We start from the raw sequence: 18,266 nt of genomic DNA, 5'->3' as shown, positions 1-18,266 counted from the left end.
GCCGCTGCGGCTCGCCGAGTCGGGCGGCTGGCGCGACACGGCGCTGGTGCTGCCGGAGGGGCGGTGGGGCGACGCGTTCGGGTCGCCGGGGCGGGAGTTCGAGGGTGGCCCGGGGCATCCGGTGGCGCCGGCGGATCTCTTCGCGGAACGCCCGGTGGCGCTGCTCAGCCGACGGGCGTGAGGAGCCGACCGGCGTGAGGAGGGGCTGACCGCCCGGATTCTTCCGCGCGCCTGTCAGGACGGCCCCCGCCGAGGCGCGAGGCCGTCCATGACCAGGGCGAGAAGACGCTCGCGCCGCGCGGCGAGGGACGGCGCCTGTTCGGCGATCCAGCCGACCGCGTTGACGAGGGCGAACAGGTCCGTCGCGTCGATGTCAGGCCGGATGTCGCCGGACTTCTGGGCGCGTTTGAGCAGCCCTCCCGCGGCCTCGCGCATGGCGAGGCAGGACGCGTGCAGCGAGGAGTCCTCGTCGGCGAGGGTCGCCATCATCGAGGCCGGCAGCCCCCGGTAGGTGTTCGAGTTGGCGACGAAGTCGCGCAGCCACTCCGCCATCGCCTCGTCGGCCGCCCGCTCGTCGGCGAGTGTGCGGGCCTTTTCGGCGAGGCGGTCGAAGCCCTGCCGCAACAGGGCCTCCAGCAGCGCGTCGCGGGTCGGGAAGTGCCGGTACAGCGTGCCGAGGCCCACGCCGGCCCGGCGCGCGATGTCCCGCAGCGACGCCTGCGTGCCCTCCTCGTCCATGACGGCCCTGGCGACCGCGAGGACGCGCTCGTAGTTGCGCTGGGCGTCGGCCCGCTGTCCGCGTGGCGCGTCGGCCGGGGATGTGGAGGGGCTGACCATCCGAGAATCCTCACCGTTGCCAACCGGAGCACTGCCCCGCCTACTATCTGGAGCAGTGCTCCAAATACTAACGGGCCGCCCGGACGGGCGTGCGACAACGGGGAGAGAAAGTGCCGAGAGCGACGATGCGGGCCGTACGGGCGCACAGCTACGGAGGTCCTGAGGTCCTCACCCACGAGGAGGTGCCGCGCCCCGAACCCGAGCCGGGCGAGGTCCTGATCCGCGTCCACGCGGCGGGGGTCAACCCGCCGGACCGGTACGCCCGAAGCGGGTTCACCAACCTCCCCGAGGCCATCCGCCCCGAGCCTCCCCGGCTGCCGTTCACACCGGGCTCGGACATCTCCGGTGTGGTCACCGCCGTGGGGCCGGGAGTCACCCAATGGCGCCCGGGCGACGCGGTGTTCGGGCTGGTGCGCTTTCCCTCGCTGGACAGGGGCGGCCGAGGGTACGCGGAGTACACCACGTCACCCGCGGCGGATCTGGCGCGCAAACCCGCCTCCGTCGACCATGTGACGGCCGCCGCCGTACCGATGGCCGGACTCACCGCCTACCAGTTCCTGTTCGACCACATCCGGCTCCGGCCGGGTCGGACCGTACTGGTCAACGGCGCTGCGGGCGGCGTCGGCCACTTCCTCGCACAGTTGGCCGGGACCCGGAGCGCACACGTGGTCGCCGTCGCCTCCGGGGGCCATGAAGCGTTCCTGCGCTCCCTCGGTGTCGATGAGTTCATCGACTACACCACCGGGCCGGTGGAAGACCGGGTGCGCGACATCGACCACCTGATCGACACGGTCGGCGGCCCCCGTGGTTTCCGTTTCCTGCCCACGGTGAAACAGGGCGGCACGATCAGCCCGGTCTTCTTCGGCGAGTACCACCGCGAAGAAGCCGCCGAGCGGACAATCACCTTCCCCTCAGGGCAAGTTCACTCCGACGGAGCGCAACTGGGCGAGCTCGCGCGGTTGATCGATGACGGGCGTGTCCGCGTCGGCGTCGACAGCGTCTTCGCGCTGGCGGACGCGGCGAAGGCACACGCGCGCGCCGAACAGGGCCATATCCAGGGCAAGATCGTCCTGCGGGTCGGCAGCGAGGGCCGGTAACAACGCCTGAACGGGTGCGAGTTGACAGCGTATGCGGTGTGCCCATCGCGTGGCTTGCTCAGTGTGGGGCTTGCTCAGTGTGCGGCGATACGGAAGCTCATCTGGCCGAAGCTCACCATGTCACCGTCGCACACCACGACGGAACCCGTCACCCGCCGTCCGTTGACGGTGGTCCCGTTGGTCGAGCCGAGGTCACGCAGCACCCACAGCTCGCCCCGCAGGCTCAGTTCGGCGTGCAGGCGCGAGACCGTGTCATGGCTGAGCCGCAGTCCGTTCACCGGATCGCGCCCTATACGCAGCGGATACGGGCCCGGTTCGGGCAGCAGGAGCTTCGGCAGCCGCTCGACCTGCCACGCCCTGCGCAGCCGCAGGGAGAACGCGGAGATCCTCCCCACCGTCCCGAACACCCGGCGCGCCCACCGGCCGTCGGTCTCCAGATCCGTGGTGAGCGCCTTGAGTTCGTCGGCCCTGCTGGCGGTGAGCGCCAGATCCATACGGCGCATGAAGGTGTCGTGCGAGAGCTTGCCCAGCGCCGCGCCTTCCCTCAGTACCGCGACTGCACGATCGCGCTCGGCGTCCGACAGCCGGGCGGGATACGTGTGGAACTCAGGAGACGACGTCACAGACGTGATTGTCGGGCGGATGGCTTGACGTGTCCAGACGACCCGGTGTTCCGGCCATTTTTCCCGTCGTCCTGGTGAACTCCGGGGTGCCGGGACGCCGGGTCTGCTGCCGCACGGGGGAAGACCCGCCCAAATTGGGGGTGATGACCGGGCTCGGGCCGTCCCTCTTGTCACCATGAGGGGACAGACGCCGATGACAAGGGGGAACAGCCCGTGCAGTTCGAGGTTTGGGCGCCGCAGGCGCAGGACCGGGTCGCCCTCAGGGTGGCCGACGACGACGTGCCGATGGAGCGTGACGAGGAGCGGACCGGCTGGTGGACCGCGGAGGCGCCCGCCGCCGACGGGACGCGGTACGGCTTCGCGCTCGACGGCGGCCCCGTACTGCCCGATCCGCGCTCGCGCCGCCAGCCCGACGGGCCGGACGGGACGAGCGCGGTCGTGGACCAGGAGGCGTACGAGTGGCACCACGCGTGGCGGGGCCGGGCGCTGCCGGGCGCCGTCCTGTACGAGCTGCACATCGGGACCTTCACCCCTGAGGGCACCTTCGACGCGGCGGCCGCGCAGCTCGCCCCACTCGCGGAGTTGGGCATCACCCATGTCGAGCTGATGCCGGTGTGCCCCTTCCCGGGGACGCACGGCTGGGGGTACGAGGGTGTGTCGCTGTGGGCGGTGCACGAACCGTACGGCGGCCCCGAGGGGTTGAAGCGCTTCGTCGACACCGCGCACGGCCTCGGCCTCGGTGTGGTGCTCGACGTCGTGCACAACCACCTGGGCCCGGCCGGCAACTACCTTCCCCAGTTCGGCCCGTACTTCACCGAGACGCACCACACCCCCTGGGGCGCCGCCGTCAACCTCGACGCGCCCGGCTCCGACGAGGTGCGCACCTATCTGCTGGACAGCGCGCTCGCCTGGCTGCGCGACTTCCGCCTCGACGGGCTACGGCTCGACGCCGTGCACGCCCTCGCCGACAACCGGGCCCTGACCTTCCTCGAAGAGCTGTCGGCCGCCGTGGACGGCCTCTCCGAGACCCTCGGCCGCCCGCTGTTCCTGATCGCCGAGTCGGACCTCGCCGATCCGCGCACCACAACTCCCCGCGCCAGGAACGGAATCGGTCTGCACGCCCAGTGGAACGACGACTTCCACCACGCGCTGCACACCACGCTCACCGGTGAATCCCAGGGCTACTACGCCGACTTCGCCCGCGCGCCGATCGCCGCGCTGGCCAAGACACTGACCCGCGCCTTCTTCCACGACGGTACGTATTCGAGCTTCCGGGGCCGGGTGCACGGCCGCGCCGTCGACGTGACGAACACGCCGGCACACCGATTCCTCGCCTACTCCCAGACCCATGACCAGATCGGCAACCGCGCACTGGGCGACCGGCTTTCGGGGACACTGCCCCCCGGTCTGCTTGCCTGCGCCGCCGCGATCGTACTGACGGGGCCGCACACCCCGATGCTCTTCATGGGCGAGGAATGGGGCGCCTCCACGCCCTGGCAGTTCTTCACCGACCACCCGGACCCGGTGCTCGCCGAGGCCGTACGGTCCGGCAGACGGCGGGAGTTCGCGGCGCACGGCTGGGCGGAGGAGGACATCCCCGACCCGCAGGACCCGGAGACCTGGCGGCGTTCCTGCCTCGACCGGACCGAGACGCGTCAGGAGCCGCACGCGCGCCTGCTGGCCTGGTACCGCGAGCTGATCGCCCTCCGGCATGGCCAACCCGACCTCTCCGACCCGGACTTGGCGTCGGTGAAGGTCGCGTACGACGAGGAGGCCCGCTGGCTGGCGTACCGGAGGGGCGATCTGCGGATCGCGGTGAACCTGTCGGCGGAACCGGTGGAGATCCCACTGGGCGGCGGCGGCCGGGTCCTCGCGGCCTGGCAGCCGGTGGACCCGCCGGGGACCGACGGCATGCTGCGGCTGCCGCCGGAATCCTGTGTGGTTCTCGCCAACAGTTAGGCCCTGTCGGGTCTTCCGGCGGCGGATGGTGCCCTACTCGACGACGGCCAGCTCGCGGGAGGTGTTGTTGAAGCTGCGGACGCCGTCCTCCGTCACGGTGACGATGTCCTCGATGCGCACACCGAACCGGCCGGGGAGGTAGATGCCCGGCTCGACGGAGAAGCACATGCCGGGCACCATCGGCTGCTCCTCGCCCTCGATCATGTACGGGGGCTCATGGGTGGTGACGCCGATGCCGTGGCCGGTGCGGTGGATGAAGTAATCGCCGTATCCGGCCTCGGTGATGACCGCGCGGGCCGCCCGGTCGACCTCCTGGCAGGCGACTCCGGGCCGTACGGCGTCGCGGCCGGCCTGCTGGGCCGCGCGTACGACGTCGTGCACGCGCTGCTCCTCGGCGGTGGGTTCGCCGACATGGACGGAACGGGTGGTGTCGGAGCCGTAGCCGTGCTTGAGGCCGCCGAAGTCGAGGACGACCATGTCGCCGTGCTCGATGACGCGTTCACCGGCCCTGTGGTGCGGGTCGGCGCCGTTGGGGCCGGAGCCGACGACGGTGAAGTCCACCTGGGAGTGGCCGAATTGGAGCAGCAGCGCGGCGAGGTCCGCTGCCACCTCGCTCTCCCTGCGGCCGGCGAAGCGGGCCTTCAGGATCTCCCCGTACGCGGCGTCGGCGGCGGCGCCCGCCGCCTCGGCCCTGGCGAGTTCGCGGTCGTCCTTGACCGCGCGCAGCATCGGCAGGACCTCGGTCAGCGCGACGTACGACGTTCCGGGCAGGGCCCGTTGGAGGCCGAGGAGGTGCATCGCCCAGGCGTTGTCGCTGATCCCGAACCGCCCTCCGGGGGCGAGCAGCGGGGCGCTCACACCGTACGGATCGGTGCCGTCGGTCCAGTCGCTGAGGGTGAGCGCCGCCGCACCAGGGGCGTGTGCGGCGTCCGGCGCCTCCAGGGTCGGCACCACGAGCACCGGGTCCGGGCCGGTGGCGGGGATCACCAGCAGGGTGAGGCGTTCGCTGGTGGCGCTGGGCCGGTAGCCGGTGAGGTACGTCAGGTCGGGGCCCGGGGCGATCAGCAGGCCGTCGAGACCGGCGGCCGCGGCCGACCCGGCGGCGCGGGCCAGCCGGGAGCGGTAGTCGTCGGCGGTGAACGGCGCGTGCGGGGGCTCGGGCTTCCGCCCGGCCGCCGGGGAGTTCGAGGGGTCTGAGCGCTCTGAGGGCTCTGAAGCGGTGGCCATGGGTCTTATCGTGCCTGCCGGGGCGCGCCGGCGCGAGCCTTGGGTGGTGGCCGGGCGCCGTCTCCTCACGTACGGGCGGGCGGGGTGTCACCCAGGCTCATGAGCAGCTTGCGCAGCAGGTCGGCGAGGTGTTCCTGCTCCTCCGGGGTGAGCGGGGCGAGCAGCCGCGTCTCGTTGTCGACGTGACCGCCCAGGATCCGGCCGACGAGTTCGCGGCCGCTGTCGGTCAGGCTGATCAGCACACTGCGCAGGTTCGAGGGGTCCGTCTCGCGGTGCACCAGGCCTTTGTCGACCAGCCGGTGGATGCGGTTGGTCATGGCGCCGGACGTGACCATGGACGCCCCGCCGAGGGCGCCCGCCGTCAGTCGGTACGGGGGTCCTGAGCGCAGCAGCGTCGCCAGGATGTCGAACTCCCAGAGCTGTAGGTCGTGGACGGCGAAGTGCCGGCCCAACTCCTTGTCCAGCAGCCGGGATGCCCGCTGGATACGGCCGACCACCCCCATCGGGCGGGCGTCGACGTCCGGCCGTTCGGCCCGCCACTGCGACAGCACCCGGTCGAGGTTGTCACTCACAGTTTTCCTTAACGTTGAACTGTTTGACATGAAGGTAGCAGAACCCTAATCTCCTCCACGCATCACCTTCACATCAAACAGTTCGACGTTAAGAGATCACGCTCATGGCGATAAAGACCGGTCCCGGCTTCGGTGGACTCACCGTTCTCACCGCGGTCGCTCCCGCGACCTGGGGCACCACTTATCTGGTGACCAGCGAGTGGCTGCCACAGGACCGGCCACTGCTGTCCGGCGCGATCCGGGCCCTGCCCGCCGGCCTCGTCGCCCTGGCGATCAGCCGGAAACTGCCGCACGGCGTGTGGTGGTGGCGCGCGGCGGCGCTGGGCACGCTGAACATCGGCGCGTTCTTCGTGCTGCTGTTTGTCGCCGCCTACCGCCTGCCGGGCGGCGTCGCGTCCACACTCTCCGCCGTACAGCCGCTGATGGCGTCGGGGGTCGCCTTCGCGCTGCTGCGGGAGCGTCCGACCGCCTGGCGGCTCTGCTGGGGCGTGGCGGGCACCGTCGGGGTCGCCGTGATGGTGCTGCGAGGAAAGCTGGAGTTCGACGCGGTCGGAATCCTGGCAGGTCTCGGCGGTAGCGCCGTGATGGCGGCGGGCGTGGTACTGACCAAACGCTGGGAACGGCCGCCGGGTGTCGGGGTGCTGGCCTTCACCGGCTGGCAGCTCACCGCCGGCGGCCTGCTGGTCACCGTACTGGCCCTCACGATCGAGGGCCCGCCCCCGGAGCTGAGCATGCCGGCCGTGGGCGGATACCTCTGGCTGTCCCTCGTCGGAACGCTGCTGGCCTACGCGCTGTGGTTCAACGGCATCGGCCGACTGCCGGTCGGCGCGGTGTCGTTCCTGCCGCTGGTCTCGCCCGCCGTCGCCACCCTCCTGGGCCGGCTGCTGCTGGACCAGACCCTCACCGTCGCCCAGACCTTCGGCTTCGGCCTCGCGATGATCGCCGTCGTCGCCGCACAGCTCTCCCCCGACGCCGTGCGCGTCATCACCCGTATCAGCCCACTCAGGAAGAGGAACTGACGACCATGCGCATCACCGTATTCGGAGCGGCGGGCAACACCGGAAGCCGCATCGTGGCCGAGGCACTGGCCCGAGGCCATGAAGTGACCGCCGTCGTACGGGACTCGGCCCGCTTTCTCCAGCTCCCCGCCGGTGCCTCGCCGCGGGTCGGAGACGCCGCCGACGTCAACGACGTGGTCCAACTGGGCGCCGGGCAGGACGTCGTGATCGGTGCGACCCGGCCTCCGGCCGGCAGTGAGGGCGAACTCGCCGCCGTCGCTGAGGCGTTGCTCACCGGACTCGCCGGAAGCGGGGCCCGCCTGCTGGTCGTCGGCGGCGCCGGAAGCCTGACCGTACCCGGCTCGGACTGCACCCTCGTGGTCGACGACCCCACATATGTCCTGCCGGCCTGGCGCGACATAGCGCTCGCCTGCAACGACCAACTCGCAGTGTTCCGGGGGGGGAACGACTCCGGCGGGGTGGACTGGGTCTACCTGAGCCCGCCCGCGATCCTGGAGCCCGGCGAGCGTACGGGCAGCTACCGTCTCGGCGCCGACGAGTTGCTGGTCGACGCGGCCGGCAACTCGGCCATCAGCATGGAGGACTTCGCTGTCGCGCTGCTGGACGAGATCGAGACGCCGAGCCGCCACCGGACCAGGTTCACGGTCGGGTACTGACGGGGCCCCGAATTCAGCGAAACCAGGCGCGGCACCCGGTCTACTCGCGGAATCGGGTCGGACGCTCGCTCAGGACCCGGTCGAGCGCCGCCCGTCCCGCCGGCCCCCACGCCGGCTTGCCGCCGGGCAGGCCGCGGTCCCCGTTCTGGCCCATCAGCATCAGGAAGAGGCTCTTCAGCGCGGCCAGCCCGCGGGCACGCCGGACCGTCGCCTCGTCAGCCTCCGCGTACGCGGCGAAGAAGTGGGCGGCCGCGCCCGCCGGCAGCAGCACCCAGGCCGCCGCCAGGTCCCACGCCGGGTCGCCGACGAACAGGGCGCCGAAGTCGACAACGCCCGCCAGCGTCCCGTCCGCGACGACGACGTTCGCGGGATGCAGATCGCCGTGCACCCACACCGGCGGACCCTCCCACGCCGGCGCCGCCAGGGCGTCGTCCCAGACGGCCCGGACATCAGCGGCGTCGGAGCCGATCGCGGCAGCGTCGACGGAGTCGAAGAACTGGTCGAAGCCGTCCGTGCAGTCCTTGGGATGCGCGCCGCGGCCCACGTCAACCGGTCCGTCGGCGGGCGCTGCCACATGCAGCGCCCGGAGAAACGCCGCCAGGGTGTCGGCCGCGTGCTCGCCGCGGGTGATCGACCCGTGGTCCAGCGGCAGGCCCGGCACCCACGTCATGACCGTCCAGACCTTGGGAAAACGCCCGGAGGGCGCACCACTCCGCACCGGGACGGGGATCGGCAGCGGCAGGCGTGGGGCGAGCAGCGGCAGCCACCGGCGCTCCTTGAGCTGGGGTTCGGGGTCGGTGTCCATGCGCTGGATCCGCACGGCCAGCTCGTCCCCGAGGCGCCACATCTGGTTGCCCCAGCCGCCCTCCACCTCGCGGAGGGGCAGCTCGGCCAGGTCCGGATGCTGATCTCTCAGCAGGTCGCGGACGAGACCCGCGGTGATCTCGATCCCGGTCTCGGTCTCCGTCTCGGTCATGCGGAGCAACCATAGTGGGATCGGCCACGACGACGCTGTCCGACGTGATCGGATACAGCTTCATCCGCTCCGCCGCCGACGGCCGACCCCATCACCCGCGTCAACAACCCTGCGGGTCAATACGGCTAGGCCGTGTCCGGGCGCTTGCGCGCGGACAGCCGTTCCATCAGCTTCTGGAAGTCGTCGCCGACAGCGAGGCGCAGCCCGCCGCCGTCCTCGTCCTCCTCGCTGAGCTGCGTCAGCACGCCGCCGTGCCACCAGTAGACGTACGGGCTGATGGCCCCGGGGGTGTCCCGGTACCCCGAAGCGGCGAACGACGCCAGGGCGTTCAGCGACGGGACCACCGTCGTGTCGCGGATGACGTGGAAGGCGAGCTGGTGGCGGAAGGGCATCGCGACGAGCGCGCCGTCGGCGGTGAGAGGCGCGCCGGTGACCTGGCGTACGAGCGATTCCAGGGCGAGGACCCTGCTGGCCGTGTAGAACGAGTCGCCGACGACGACCTCGAAGCGCACCCCGTCGGAGTCCTTGACGGTCTCGCGCGACTCGATCGGCAGGTCCCTGAGATTGCGCATCGCCTGGTCCCGCAACTGCCGGACCTCGCCGAGCGGCTCCAGCGCCTCATCGGTGAGCATCATCACGCTCTCGGGGAGGTCGAGGGCGAGCACCTCGTACAGCCCGGGGGCGACCGACCGCGCATAGGCGAAGGTCTGCGCGTCGAGGGCGTCCCTGCTGATCACCCGGGGGTAGAGCTGGGAACGGATCTGCTCGGGCGGCAGGGTGTCGAGCGCCGAGGGGCCGTCCATGGTGCGCAGCACCATGCCGGCGTGCTGCCGGGCCAGCTCGCCCCAGATCCGGGGACCCCGGTCGTCGTTGTGGCAGACGGCGGCCAGATTGCCGAGGCCGAACTGTCGGCCCGCACTGTCGGTCACCATGTCGGCATAGACCGTGACCTCAAGGCCCTGTTCGGCGAAGGCCTCGCGTACCTGGGAGCGGAACCACGCGGCCTCGTCGACGGAGAAGAAGGAGAAGCCGGGGTCCCGGGGCGCGTCGAGTCCGTCGCGCTTGGGTCCTCTCCGGAACAGCCTCACACCATCGCCTCCACCGTATGCCCGCCGTATGCCCGCGTTCGCTTACGTATGCCCGCCATGTCCGTCCGCATTCGCCCCGCCTGTGCGGGCCTGCCCCCCGCGGATGAACGCCCGCGTCCCGGCCTCCGATCGCCGACCTGTGATCTCTCGCCTTACTCCCGATGCTAGTGCCCCGGTCTGACAACGAGATCGGCCCGGTTCCGGCCCCGCGCGACCAGCCGCGCATTGGCCTCGTCGGAGGCATTCACCCAGCGCTCGGCGTGCGCCCGCTCCTTGCCGAAGCGCACGTGGCGCTCGACGAGCCGGCGTACCCGCACGTCGGAGTCGATCTCCAGGAACCACACCTCGTCGAGCAGCGGCCTCACCCGTGCCCAGGCCCCGACGTCGTGCAACAGGTAGTTGCCCTCCGTGATGACCAGCGGGACGCCGGGCCCGACGGGCACGCTGCCGGCGACCGGCTCCTCCAGGGACCGGTCGAACGCGGGGGCGTAGACGACGGCTTCCGGCCCGGGGCCGGGGTCCCGCAGCCGGGCGAGCAGCGCCGCGTAGCCCTCCGCGTCGAAGGTGTCGGGCGCACCCTTGCGGTCGGCCCGTCCGAGCCTGCGCAGTTCGGCCTGGGCGAGGTGGAAGCCGTCCATGGGGACGAGGGCCGCGAGGGCGCCGAGGCGGTCGGCGAGCAGAGCCGCGAGCGTGGACTTGCCGGCGCCCGGCGCACCGGCGATGCCGAGGATGTGACGGCCCCCGGGGACCGCGAGCCGCCGGGCCCGCTCGATCAGCTCTGTGATCCCCGTAGCCCCGGAACCGGTGGTTTCCGGCTGTCGCGCGCCCGCTGTCCGCCGCTCGTTCATGGAGCGCATTGTTCCACTCCGGCCGCCTGAGCCCTGGCCGGCAAGGGTCCGTCGCCTGGTGGAACCGGGCCGCGAACCGCACGACTCCAGCCCGGTGTTCGAGCATCTGTACGGCAATTGCTGGGACTTGCTCCAGCCCGCGTCGCCGCCCGTACACCCTCGGCGCATAGCGTGTGCCTATGACGGACCCCGCTCTGACCCTGCTGAGGCAGCGGTCACACCTGGCCGAACTGGCCGCGACCTCCTGCCGTTTCGACCTGAGTGGGGACCGGCAGGGCCGGAGAGTACGGCTGGCCTCCGGCGCCCCGGTCGAGCCCGTCGCCGGTGACGGCGCCGGCGGTACGTACGTCGTCTGCGACGGCGGCGCTGTCCTGTACGTGTCACCGGACGGCCGGGCCGGGCTGGTCGGTGACAGCGTCACCGAGGCGCTGGAGGTCGTCGTCGGGCTGCCGGACTGGTGCGCGTACGCGGACCTCACCCCGGACGAGGCCGACGACACCCTGGAACGGTCCGCCCCTGCCCTGGCCGCTCCTCGGGCCCAACTGCGGGCGGCCCTCGGGCTGCCGGACCGCGCGCCCGGGGAACTGGTCGCGCTGCTGCACGCCGCCCTTGCGCGCACCGACTCCGTACATCTGCTGCTCGACACGGACACCGACCGGGCGTGCGCGCGGCTGGGCCACGACCGTCGGCCGCCGCTCTGGGAGGAGGTCCTCGCCCCCGGGCTGGCGGATCTGCGGTTGATGCGGTCGGATCCGGCGGCGCTGACCGAGGTGGCGTCCGACACCGTACGGCGGGCGACGGCGCTGCGCGCGGCCCAGTTCGACCGGGAGCCCGGCGATCTGCCCTTGCTGCGTGTGCTGTTGCGGCACGAGGCGTCGGACACCGGCATGTCGGAGGAGCTGCGCCTCGCCGCCGTACTCGTGGGACGGCACGGCCTGGCGGCGGATCTGCCGCTGCTGCACGAGGTGCGCGAGACCGACCAGCACACCCAGGACGGCCTGTTCGAGCTGCCGCACGGCGCGGTCAGGCTGTCGAGGTGGGCACGCGCCCTCGACGACTCGCGCTTCGGCTCGGACCCCGCCGCCCTGTCCCCCTTCCTCTGGACCCGGCTGGCCTGCCGCCAGGGGCGTACGGAGCTGGCGCGCGCGGCCCTGATCCGGGCGCTGGACGACACGGGACCCGACGCGGCCCTGTTGGAGGAGTTGCGGGGGGAGCTGGAGCTGCTCGGGGACTTCGCCCAGGCCGCGCGCGCCCAGCGCGGGCTGCTGGCGCTGCTCAACACCCCCTGGGAGCGCGGCACCGCCCATCACACGCTGGCGCGGCTCCAGCGGTCCGCCGACGATCTGCCGTCGGCCTGGGCCGCGTTGCGGCTGGCCCTGGCCGAAGTGGCGAAGGACCACCGGTCGGTGAACTGGCGCCGGCTCGCCCTCGGTGGTGCGCTCACCGAGGAGCATCTGCGGCTGGCAGCGGCGGCGGCCGGCTCGGGCCGCCGTCACCTCGCCGACGAGGTCATGGCCGGAGCCGAGAACCTGCTCGGCCAGATGCCGGACCGCGCCAGGGGCGCCCTCGGTGAACTCGCCGGGGAGACACGGCTGCTGCTGACGCCCGGACGGGTCCGGGGCGCCTGACAGCAGAAGGCCCGGAGCGTCTACGCACGCGAGCACCCGACAAGGGGCCCCGGGAATGAGGGGCCGTGCGTGCGGGGCGCCTCCGGACGGTACGGTCGTGCTGCGACCGAGCGGCGCAGGGCAGGGCCCGGTGCGCGGGGACAGCCCCGCCGCGCCGAACTCCGGGCTGCCCGGGTCGCGTTCACGCGCGCAGGAATGCAGGACACGCAGGGGACGAAGGAGGCCGGGGCGATGAGCCTGGCGCAGTTTCACTACACCTCGGCCCCGCCAGGCCCTGACGGGTCGGGCTTCCGCTTCACGGCCGTCACCCCGGGCCTGCCGCAGCCGTTGCTCACCGAGGCGGAGCAGCTCATCGGGTACGAGTCGCCGGGCGACGCGTCGCCCGCCCCCACGACCGACGAACTCGCCTCCTACCCAACGGCGTTCAGCCACAGCGTGCTCTCCGACGGCAGCCGGCTGCTGGCCCGTACGGTCCCCACGGGCACCGATCACCACGGCGGGTGGGGCAACTTCCACGCCCACGCGGTCGTACTGCCCCCGCGCACCGGGCTGCCCGGCGGAGTCCTGCCCATCAGCGCGTGGAACTCCCCCCGTTGGGCGGCGACGGCCCCCGACAGTGGGACGCCCGCGCAACTGGAGGGGCTGCCGGCCTCCGGAGACCTGGGCAGGGACGTGCTGGTCGGCTTCGCCGCCTCCCGTGCCCCCTGGCTCGCCGAGTTCTTCGCCGGTGTGCGCGCGCTGAGCGAGCAGGCGTCGGCGCCGCGGATCGTCCTTGTCGAGCGGGACAGCGAGGCCGTCGCCCGGTGGATCGCGCTGGCGGGTGCGGCACTTCCCGCCGATCGCGCCGACCGGCTCACCTTCACCACGTACACCCGGCGTCCGCGCCTCGCCACGCAGCAGATCATCGGCGTCCTGCCCCAGGACGCCTCCACCGAGGGGCTCGCCGGGCTCGGCGACCGGCACAGGGTCCACGACTGCACGGGCGCGCCCCCCGCGCGAGCGGCGGCGGACGACGCCTGGGCCGAGATCGCCGCGCGCGTCTGGCTGGGCAGGTCACCCGAGTTGTTCGCCGAGGCCGCGGAGCTGCCGGGCGGCCCGCTGTGCGCCGGGGCGCTGGCCGTGGTCGCCCTCGAAGCGGGGGTCGCTGTCGGATCCCATGGGCGTACGGAGGTCGCCACCTGGGCGCAGGAGCACGCACGCGACCTGGACGACGCGCGCCTGCACCGGATGGTCGAGGCGCTGCGCGCGCCCGCCGACGACCGGACCGCCGCCGAATCATTGGCGCTGACACGGCTGTTCACCGCGCTGAGCGGGAAGGCGCCCACCGAGACGACCACGGCGCTCGGCACCCTCGCGCTGACCACGGCCGTCCAACTGCCGGACCCGGGCGTGGACCTGACCGAGCTGCGCGATCTGCCGCAGGAGCAACTTGACGCCCTCGCAGCGGAGTTGACCCCGGAGCTACGGGCGGGCATCGCGGCGGACGCCGGTCCCGACACCGGGCGTCCGGTGGAACTCCTGCGGGTCGCCGGCGTGCTCGGCGTGGACTGCGCGGATCTGCTGCCGGGCCTCGCCGACCGGCTGTCGCGCGCACTGCTCGCCGACCCCGACACCGCGTACACGCCCGCGCTGCACACCATGCTGGACGAACACTTCGAGCTGCGCATCGCACTGCTCAGCCGGCTCGACACCCTCGCCGCCGCTGACCCGCCCGCCGCTGCACGGCTGCTCGCCCGAACGGACCTCGCCTTCACGGGAGTTCAGATTCTCCCGCACCTGCGCATGTGCGCCGGAACCCCCTGGCTGCCGGTGCCGGGCGGCGACCGCGTCACGGCGCTGCACGCCGCACTGCGCGCCTGCGGCATCTCGCAGCACACCGATCCGCTCGTCCTGCGCACCGCCGTACGGCTGGTGTGGGACGGCGCGGCGCCGAGCGGCAGCGAGGCGCGTCAGATGCTCGACGAGACCGGCTCCGACGCCCACCGCACGGCAGGCACCTGGCGCGCGCTGGTCGACGCCGCGCTCCAGGCGCCGGCGGACGACCCGGACGCGCCCGACCTCGCCCACGACCTGCTGCGCTGCTTCCCCGAGGAGCTGGAGCCTCGGGTACGGGCTGCCCTGGTGCTCCTGGACTTCGTCAAGGATCTACGCTCGGGCCGGGCGGCCTCCCCGTGGACGGACCGCACCCTGGCGCTGCGCGCCGACGCCGAACCGCTCGAACCCGCCCTGCTGACAACGGCGTTCAACGCGCTGGCCCATCGGCTGCTCTCCATGGACCGCCCCGACGGCGAGCTGTACGCCCTGATCCACAGCGGCGACCGGGGCCTGCTGACGGCGTACACGGAGGTGTCCCGGAGCGAGCGGGTGCGCGACCGCCTCGGCTCGTCCCCGACGTACGTGGCCGACTGTTTCATCGCGTGGAGTTCGCTCCCGGGGGCCAACACCGCCTGGGACAGCGCCCGTACGACCCTGCTCGACAAGGTGCTGCGCCCGGCCGTACGCGCGCTGTCGGCGGCGGAGGTCGCCTCCGTGGAGGAGAACCTCGAAGGCGCCGGGGCGCACCGCGCCGAGGAGTTCCGGGCCTGGAACCGCCCGGGGACCCTGAGCAGGCTGAGCCGCCGCTTCGGCGCGCTCGGCGGCGGCCTGGGCCGTCGCGGCGGCCAGTAACGCAGCGAAAGGACGTACGCGCGCCCCGTGAGGGGGTGCGTACGTCCAGCCCCGCCGCATCCACCGTTCAGCAGCGGCCGTACGTCCGGCAGGTGCCGTCCGTACGGCCCCGGCGTCAGCTCTCGGCCGGCGCCAGCCGCAGCGAGATGCTGTTGATGCAGTACCGCTGGTCGGTCGGGGTCTGGTAGCCCTCACCCTCGAAGACATGGCCCAGGTGCGAGCCACAGCGCGCACAGCGCACCTCGACGCGCTTCATGCCCATCGAGTTGTCCTCGATCAGCTCGACCGCGTCCGAGTCCTTCGGGTCGTAGAACGACGGCCAGCCGCAGTGCGACTCGAACTTCGTGTCGGAGCGGAAGACCTCGGCGCCGCAGGCGCGACAGGAGTAGACGCCCGTCGTCTTCGTGTCCGTGTATTCGCCCACGAACGCGGGCTCGGTGCCGGCCTTGCGGAGTACCGCGTACTCCGCCGAGGTCAGCTCCGCGCGCCACTGCTCGTCCGGCTTGTCGATGTCGTACGACATGAGCACACTCTCCCTCGGTCAGACCAATATCAGGCGGACAGGCGGGCCAGGATGTCAGGACCGAGGTCCGTGACGTCGCCCGCGCCCATGGTGAGAACGAGATCACCGGGCCTCGCCATTCCCGCGACGACCTCGGGGACCGTGCCCTTGTCGTGCACGGTCGTGACATCGGCGCCCGCCGCCAGCGCCGCGCCCGTGATCAGCGCGCTCGTGACGCCCGGGATCGGGTCCTCGCGCGCCGGGTAGATGTCCAGGACCACCGAGGCGTCGGCGAGAGCCAGGGCCTGGCCCATCTCCTTGCCCAGCTCCTGGGTGCGGGAGAACAGGTGCGGCTGGAAGACGACCAGCAGCCGGGAGCCGGCGGGCGCGGCGCCCCGCATCGCCTCCAGGTCGGCCGTCATCTCGGTGGGGTGGTGGGCGTACGAGTCGATGACCTGCACTCCCCCGGCCTCGCCCTTGAGCTGGAGGCGGCGCTTCACGCCGGTGTACGTGCCGAGGGCGGAGGCGAGGTTGTGCGCGGGGATGCCGAGGGCGACCCCGGCGGCCAGCGCGGCGACCGCGTTGTGCGCGTAGTGGCGGCCGGGGACCGAGACCGTGAAGGTCAGGAAGCGGCCGTCGAGGACGACCGTGACCTCGCTGGTGAGGCCGCGCGGGGTGATCTTGTGGATGCGTACGCCGGCGGTCTCGGACTCGCCGTAGGTGACGACGTTCAGCGCTTCCCTGCCCGCGACCCTGGCCGCCAGCTCGACGGCGCCCTGCTGTCCGACCGGGATCACCAGCGTGCCGCCGGGGACGACCTTGCCGACGAACGTCTCGAACGACTCGTAGATCTCTTCCATCGACGCGTAGTTGGCGTGGTGGTCCAGCTCGACGTTGAGGACGATGGCGACCTCGGGGGCGTACGTGTGGAAGCTGCGGTCGCTCTCGTCCGCCTCCGCCACGAAGATCTCACCCTCACCGTGCCGGGCGTTGGTGCCGGGCCCCGCGAGGTCGCCGCCGATCGCGTACGAGGGGTCGAGGCCCAGCTCGGTCAGCGCGACGGCCAGCATCGAGGTCGTGGTGGTCTTGCCGTGGGTGCCCGCGACGGCGATCGCGCGCGCGCCCGTCATCAGCGAGGCCAGCGCGTCGGAGCGGTGCACGACGGGGACGGACAGCTCGGCGGCCCGTACCAGCTCGGGGTTTCCGGCGCGGATGGCGCTGGAGACGACCACACACGAGGCGTCGTCCGCGAGGTGCTCCGCGGCGTGCCCGATGTGCACGGTCACCCCCAGCGCCCGTAGGGCCTGGGCGGTCTCCGACTCCTTGGCGTCGCTGCCGGCGACCTTGGCCCCGCGCTGGGCGAGGATCTTCGCGATACCCGACATTCCTGCGCCGCCGATGCCGATGAAGTGAGGCCGTTCCATGGCGGTGGGGATACCGGTACCGGGTGCCATTCGTGTGTCTCCAAGGTGCAGCGGGCCCTGTTGGTTCGGGCCCTGTGGTGTACGCCGAAGCCTATTCGCTGTGCGCGAAGAGCTTGAGCACCGGTACGCCGACCTTGTGACGGGCGCGCGACGCCCAGTCACGGTGGAAGAACTCCTCGACGTAGTGCGGCTCGGTCAGCACGATCACCTCGTCGGCGCCCGAGTCGTCCACGACGGCCTTGAGCCGGTCGAGCGGGTGCTCCTCGATGACCTGGCCGGACGCCTGTGACCCCTGACTGTGCAGCGCCGCGAGGGACTCGGCGAGCGCCGCCTCCGCCGGACGTCTGGCGTCGTGGCCCTCCGGCTCGTCACCCTCGCGGGTGGCGTCGCCGAGTTCGCCGACGGCGACGTCGTCGATCGCGCGCAGCAGTACGTCGGCCTGGTCGCCGCGCGGCTGCATGAGCACGATGAAGGCGACCGCCTCGCCGCCGTGGAGAGTGGTGACGAATTCCACGTCCTCGGGCGTCAGAGGCTTCTCGATCATCAAAACGCTTGTGAACACGACAGACGCCCTTCGTCCTCATGGGCCCGGTGCGGCCCACTGCTGAAACCATCCTTCCCCGTTCCCGCACGGGGTCTACGAGGGTAAGTGTGCCCAGCCGAAGCTAACCGGAACGGTCAATTCCGCACCACGTCAGACCCGGCGGTATCGGGCGAAAAGGAACCCTTCTTCCTCCAGGAGAGATGCCAGTGCGAACCGTTCGGGTACGGCGAGAGCCGGCCCGCCCGCGATGCGCTGCGCGTACCCCGAAGTGAGTGTCGGAGACGTCGTCAGACAGAGTTCGTCCAGGACACCCGCGGCGATGAACTGGCCGAGCAGCCGCGGCCCGCCCTCCGTGAGCAGTCTCCGGAGCCCCCGCTCCCCCAGCTCCCGTACGGCACGGGCCGGCTCCACGCCGGGCCCGTCCCCGGCGATCACCACCTCGACGCCCGCCTTCTCGGCGGCGCGGATCCGGTCCTGGGGGGCCGCGGCGCCGGTCAGCAGCAGGGTCTTCACCAGCGGCTCGGTGAACAGCGGAAGGGAGAAGTCCAGCTCAAGGCCCGCGCTGACCACGGCGACGGCGGGCGCGGGCCCCTGGCCGG

18 protein-coding genes are annotated in these 18,266 nt (G+C 72.1%); 7 read left to right on the top strand and 11 right to left on the bottom strand.

Features of this window, described 5'->3' with window-relative positions; genetic code table 11:
- Positions 1-181, top strand: a 181-nt coding sequence (locus QR77_RS49450) for a hypothetical protein (RefSeq protein ID WP_040025748.1), incomplete at its 5' end; no start/stop codon positions are given.
- Positions 182-234: 53 nt separating this feature from the next.
- Here QR77_RS49450 and QR77_RS33230 read toward each other — a convergent pair.
- Positions 235-837: a TetR/AcrR family transcriptional regulator gene (locus QR77_RS33230; protein ID WP_040025747.1), complete on the bottom strand. Its 603-nt coding sequence runs from the start codon at positions 835-837 to the stop codon at positions 235-237.
- A gap of 110 nt (positions 838-947) precedes the next feature.
- On the opposite strand from QR77_RS33230, the gene QR77_RS33225 reads away from it, so the two are divergent.
- Positions 948-1,934, top strand: a complete 987-nt coding sequence (locus tag QR77_RS33225; protein ID WP_201778837.1) for an NADP-dependent oxidoreductase — start codon at positions 948-950, stop codon at positions 1,932-1,934.
- 74 nt (positions 1,935-2,008) lie between these two features.
- Here the strand turns inward: QR77_RS33225 and QR77_RS33220 are convergent, their stop codons facing one another.
- Positions 2,009-2,557: a DUF1707 and FHA domain-containing protein gene (locus QR77_RS33220; protein ID WP_040025745.1), complete on the bottom strand. Its 549-nt coding sequence runs from the start codon at positions 2,555-2,557 to the stop codon at positions 2,009-2,011.
- Positions 2,558-2,770: 213 nt separating this feature from the next.
- Between QR77_RS33220 and treZ the strand changes: the two genes are divergently transcribed.
- A complete protein-coding gene (gene treZ, locus QR77_RS33215) occupies positions 2,771-4,516 on the top strand; it encodes a malto-oligosyltrehalose trehalohydrolase (RefSeq protein WP_040025743.1) in 1,746 nt (581 codons plus the stop codon).
- A 33-nt stretch (positions 4,517-4,549) separates the two neighbouring features.
- Here treZ and QR77_RS33210 read toward each other — a convergent pair whose 3' ends face one another.
- Together QR77_RS33210 and QR77_RS33205 are read right to left on the bottom strand one after the other, a co-directional pair.
- Positions 4,550-5,743, bottom strand: coding sequence for an aminopeptidase P family protein (locus QR77_RS33210; protein WP_052489238.1), 1,194 nt, complete (start codon positions 5,741-5,743; stop codon positions 4,550-4,552).
- Between the two features lie 65 nt (positions 5,744-5,808).
- Entirely contained in the window at positions 5,809-6,315 is a 507-nt protein-coding gene (locus tag QR77_RS33205) for a MarR family transcriptional regulator (protein WP_040025742.1), read from the bottom strand.
- 104 nt (positions 6,316-6,419) lie between these two features.
- On the opposite strand from QR77_RS33205, the gene QR77_RS33200 reads away from it, so the two are divergent.
- Together QR77_RS33200 and QR77_RS33195 are read left to right on the top strand one after the other, a co-directional pair.
- Complete coding sequence (locus QR77_RS33200; protein ID WP_040025741.1) at positions 6,420-7,334, top strand: EamA family transporter; 915 nt, start codon at positions 6,420-6,422, stop codon at positions 7,332-7,334.
- Positions 7,335-7,339: 5 nt separating this feature from the next.
- Positions 7,340-7,990 carry an NAD(P)H-binding protein gene (locus QR77_RS33195; protein ID WP_040025740.1) on the top strand — a complete coding sequence of 217 codons (651 nt, stop codon included), beginning with the start codon at positions 7,340-7,342 and terminating at the stop codon, positions 7,988-7,990.
- Between the two features lie 40 nt (positions 7,991-8,030).
- Here the strand turns inward: QR77_RS33195 and QR77_RS33190 are convergent, their stop codons facing one another.
- The 3 genes from QR77_RS33190 to QR77_RS33180 all read right to left on the bottom strand — a co-directional run bounded on the left by QR77_RS33190 (position 8,031) and on the right by QR77_RS33180 (position 10,902).
- Positions 8,031-8,966 (bottom strand): phosphotransferase, encoded by a 936-nt coding sequence (locus tag QR77_RS33190; protein WP_040025739.1) that lies wholly within the window; start codon positions 8,964-8,966, stop codon positions 8,031-8,033.
- A 125-nt stretch (positions 8,967-9,091) separates the two neighbouring features.
- Positions 9,092-10,054, bottom strand: coding sequence for a hypothetical protein (locus tag QR77_RS33185; protein ID WP_040025738.1), 963 nt, complete (start codon positions 10,052-10,054; stop codon positions 9,092-9,094).
- A 164-nt stretch (positions 10,055-10,218) separates the two neighbouring features.
- On the bottom strand, positions 10,219-10,902 hold the full coding sequence (locus tag QR77_RS33180) for a nucleoside/nucleotide kinase family protein (protein ID WP_078877915.1): 684 nt from the start codon (positions 10,900-10,902) through the stop codon (positions 10,219-10,221).
- Positions 10,903-11,081: 179 nt separating this feature from the next.
- On the opposite strand from QR77_RS33180, the gene QR77_RS33175 reads away from it, so the two are divergent.
- Both QR77_RS33175 and QR77_RS33170 read left to right on the top strand, forming a co-directional pair.
- On the top strand, positions 11,082-12,530 hold the full coding sequence (locus tag QR77_RS33175; RefSeq protein ID WP_063798110.1) for a hypothetical protein: 1,449 nt from the start codon (positions 11,082-11,084) through the stop codon (positions 12,528-12,530).
- A 231-nt stretch (positions 12,531-12,761) separates the two neighbouring features.
- Positions 12,762-15,197 (top strand): GTPase-associated protein 1-related protein, encoded by a 2,436-nt coding sequence (locus tag QR77_RS33170; protein WP_052489237.1) that lies wholly within the window; start codon positions 12,762-12,764, stop codon positions 15,195-15,197.
- A 115-nt stretch (positions 15,198-15,312) separates the two neighbouring features.
- Here the strand turns inward: QR77_RS33170 and msrB are convergent, their stop codons facing one another.
- The 4 genes from msrB to QR77_RS49445 form a co-directional block, all read right to left on the bottom strand.
- On the bottom strand, positions 15,313-15,720 hold the full coding sequence (msrB, locus tag QR77_RS33165) for a peptide-methionine (R)-S-oxide reductase MsrB (RefSeq protein WP_040025737.1): 408 nt from the start codon (positions 15,718-15,720) through the stop codon (positions 15,313-15,315).
- A gap of 29 nt (positions 15,721-15,749) precedes the next feature.
- The gene (gene murC / locus QR77_RS33160) at positions 15,750-17,153 is read right to left on the bottom strand and encodes a UDP-N-acetylmuramate--L-alanine ligase (protein WP_040025735.1); all 1,404 of its coding nucleotides are present in this window, start codon (positions 17,151-17,153) and stop codon (positions 15,750-15,752) included.
- A gap of 61 nt (positions 17,154-17,214) precedes the next feature.
- Positions 17,215-17,685: a hypothetical protein gene (locus QR77_RS33155; protein ID WP_040025733.1), complete on the bottom strand. Its 471-nt coding sequence runs from the start codon at positions 17,683-17,685 to the stop codon at positions 17,215-17,217.
- A 132-nt stretch (positions 17,686-17,817) separates the two neighbouring features.
- Positions 17,818-18,266: dihydrofolate reductase family protein (locus QR77_RS49445; RefSeq protein ID WP_040029063.1), on the bottom strand; the 449-nt coding region annotated here is incomplete at its 5' end.

Origin of the sequence: Streptomyces sp. 150FB (assembly GCF_000818195.1) — a bacterium.
Lineage (GTDB): Bacteria > Actinomycetota > Actinomycetes > Streptomycetales > Streptomycetaceae > Streptomyces.
Note: the sequence above shows the minus strand (reverse complement) of the source record. Positions and strands in the feature narration are given on the sequence as shown.

What these genes read in the sequence shown, in the direction of transcription:
- QR77_RS33230 (WP_040025747.1), bottom strand. Translation starts at nt 837, where the DNA reads ATGGTCAGCCCCTCCACATCCCCGGCCGACGCGCCACGCGGACAGCGG.
- QR77_RS33210 (WP_052489238.1), bottom strand. Translation starts at nt 5,743, where the DNA reads ATGGCCACCGCTTCAGAGCCCTCAGAGCGCTCAGACCCCTCGAACTCC.
- QR77_RS33200 (WP_040025741.1), top strand. Translation starts at nt 6,420, where the DNA reads ATGGCGATAAAGACCGGTCCCGGCTTCGGTGGACTCACCGTTCTCACC.
- QR77_RS33195 (WP_040025740.1), top strand. Translation starts at nt 7,340, where the DNA reads ATGCGCATCACCGTATTCGGAGCGGCGGGCAACACCGGAAGCCGCATC.
- QR77_RS33190 (WP_040025739.1), bottom strand. Translation starts at nt 8,966, where the DNA reads ATGACCGAGACGGAGACCGAGACCGGGATCGAGATCACCGCGGGTCTC.
- QR77_RS33180 (WP_078877915.1), bottom strand. Translation starts at nt 10,902, where the DNA reads ATGAACGAGCGGCGGACAGCGGGCGCGCGACAGCCGGAAACCACCGGT.
- QR77_RS33175 (WP_063798110.1), top strand. Translation starts at nt 11,082, where the DNA reads ATGACGGACCCCGCTCTGACCCTGCTGAGGCAGCGGTCACACCTGGCC.
- QR77_RS33170 (WP_052489237.1), top strand. Translation starts at nt 12,762, where the DNA reads ATGAGCCTGGCGCAGTTTCACTACACCTCGGCCCCGCCAGGCCCTGAC.
- msrB (WP_040025737.1), bottom strand. Translation starts at nt 15,720, where the DNA reads ATGTCGTACGACATCGACAAGCCGGACGAGCAGTGGCGCGCGGAGCTG.
- murC (WP_040025735.1), bottom strand. Translation starts at nt 17,153, where the DNA reads ATGGCACCCGGTACCGGTATCCCCACCGCCATGGAACGGCCTCACTTC.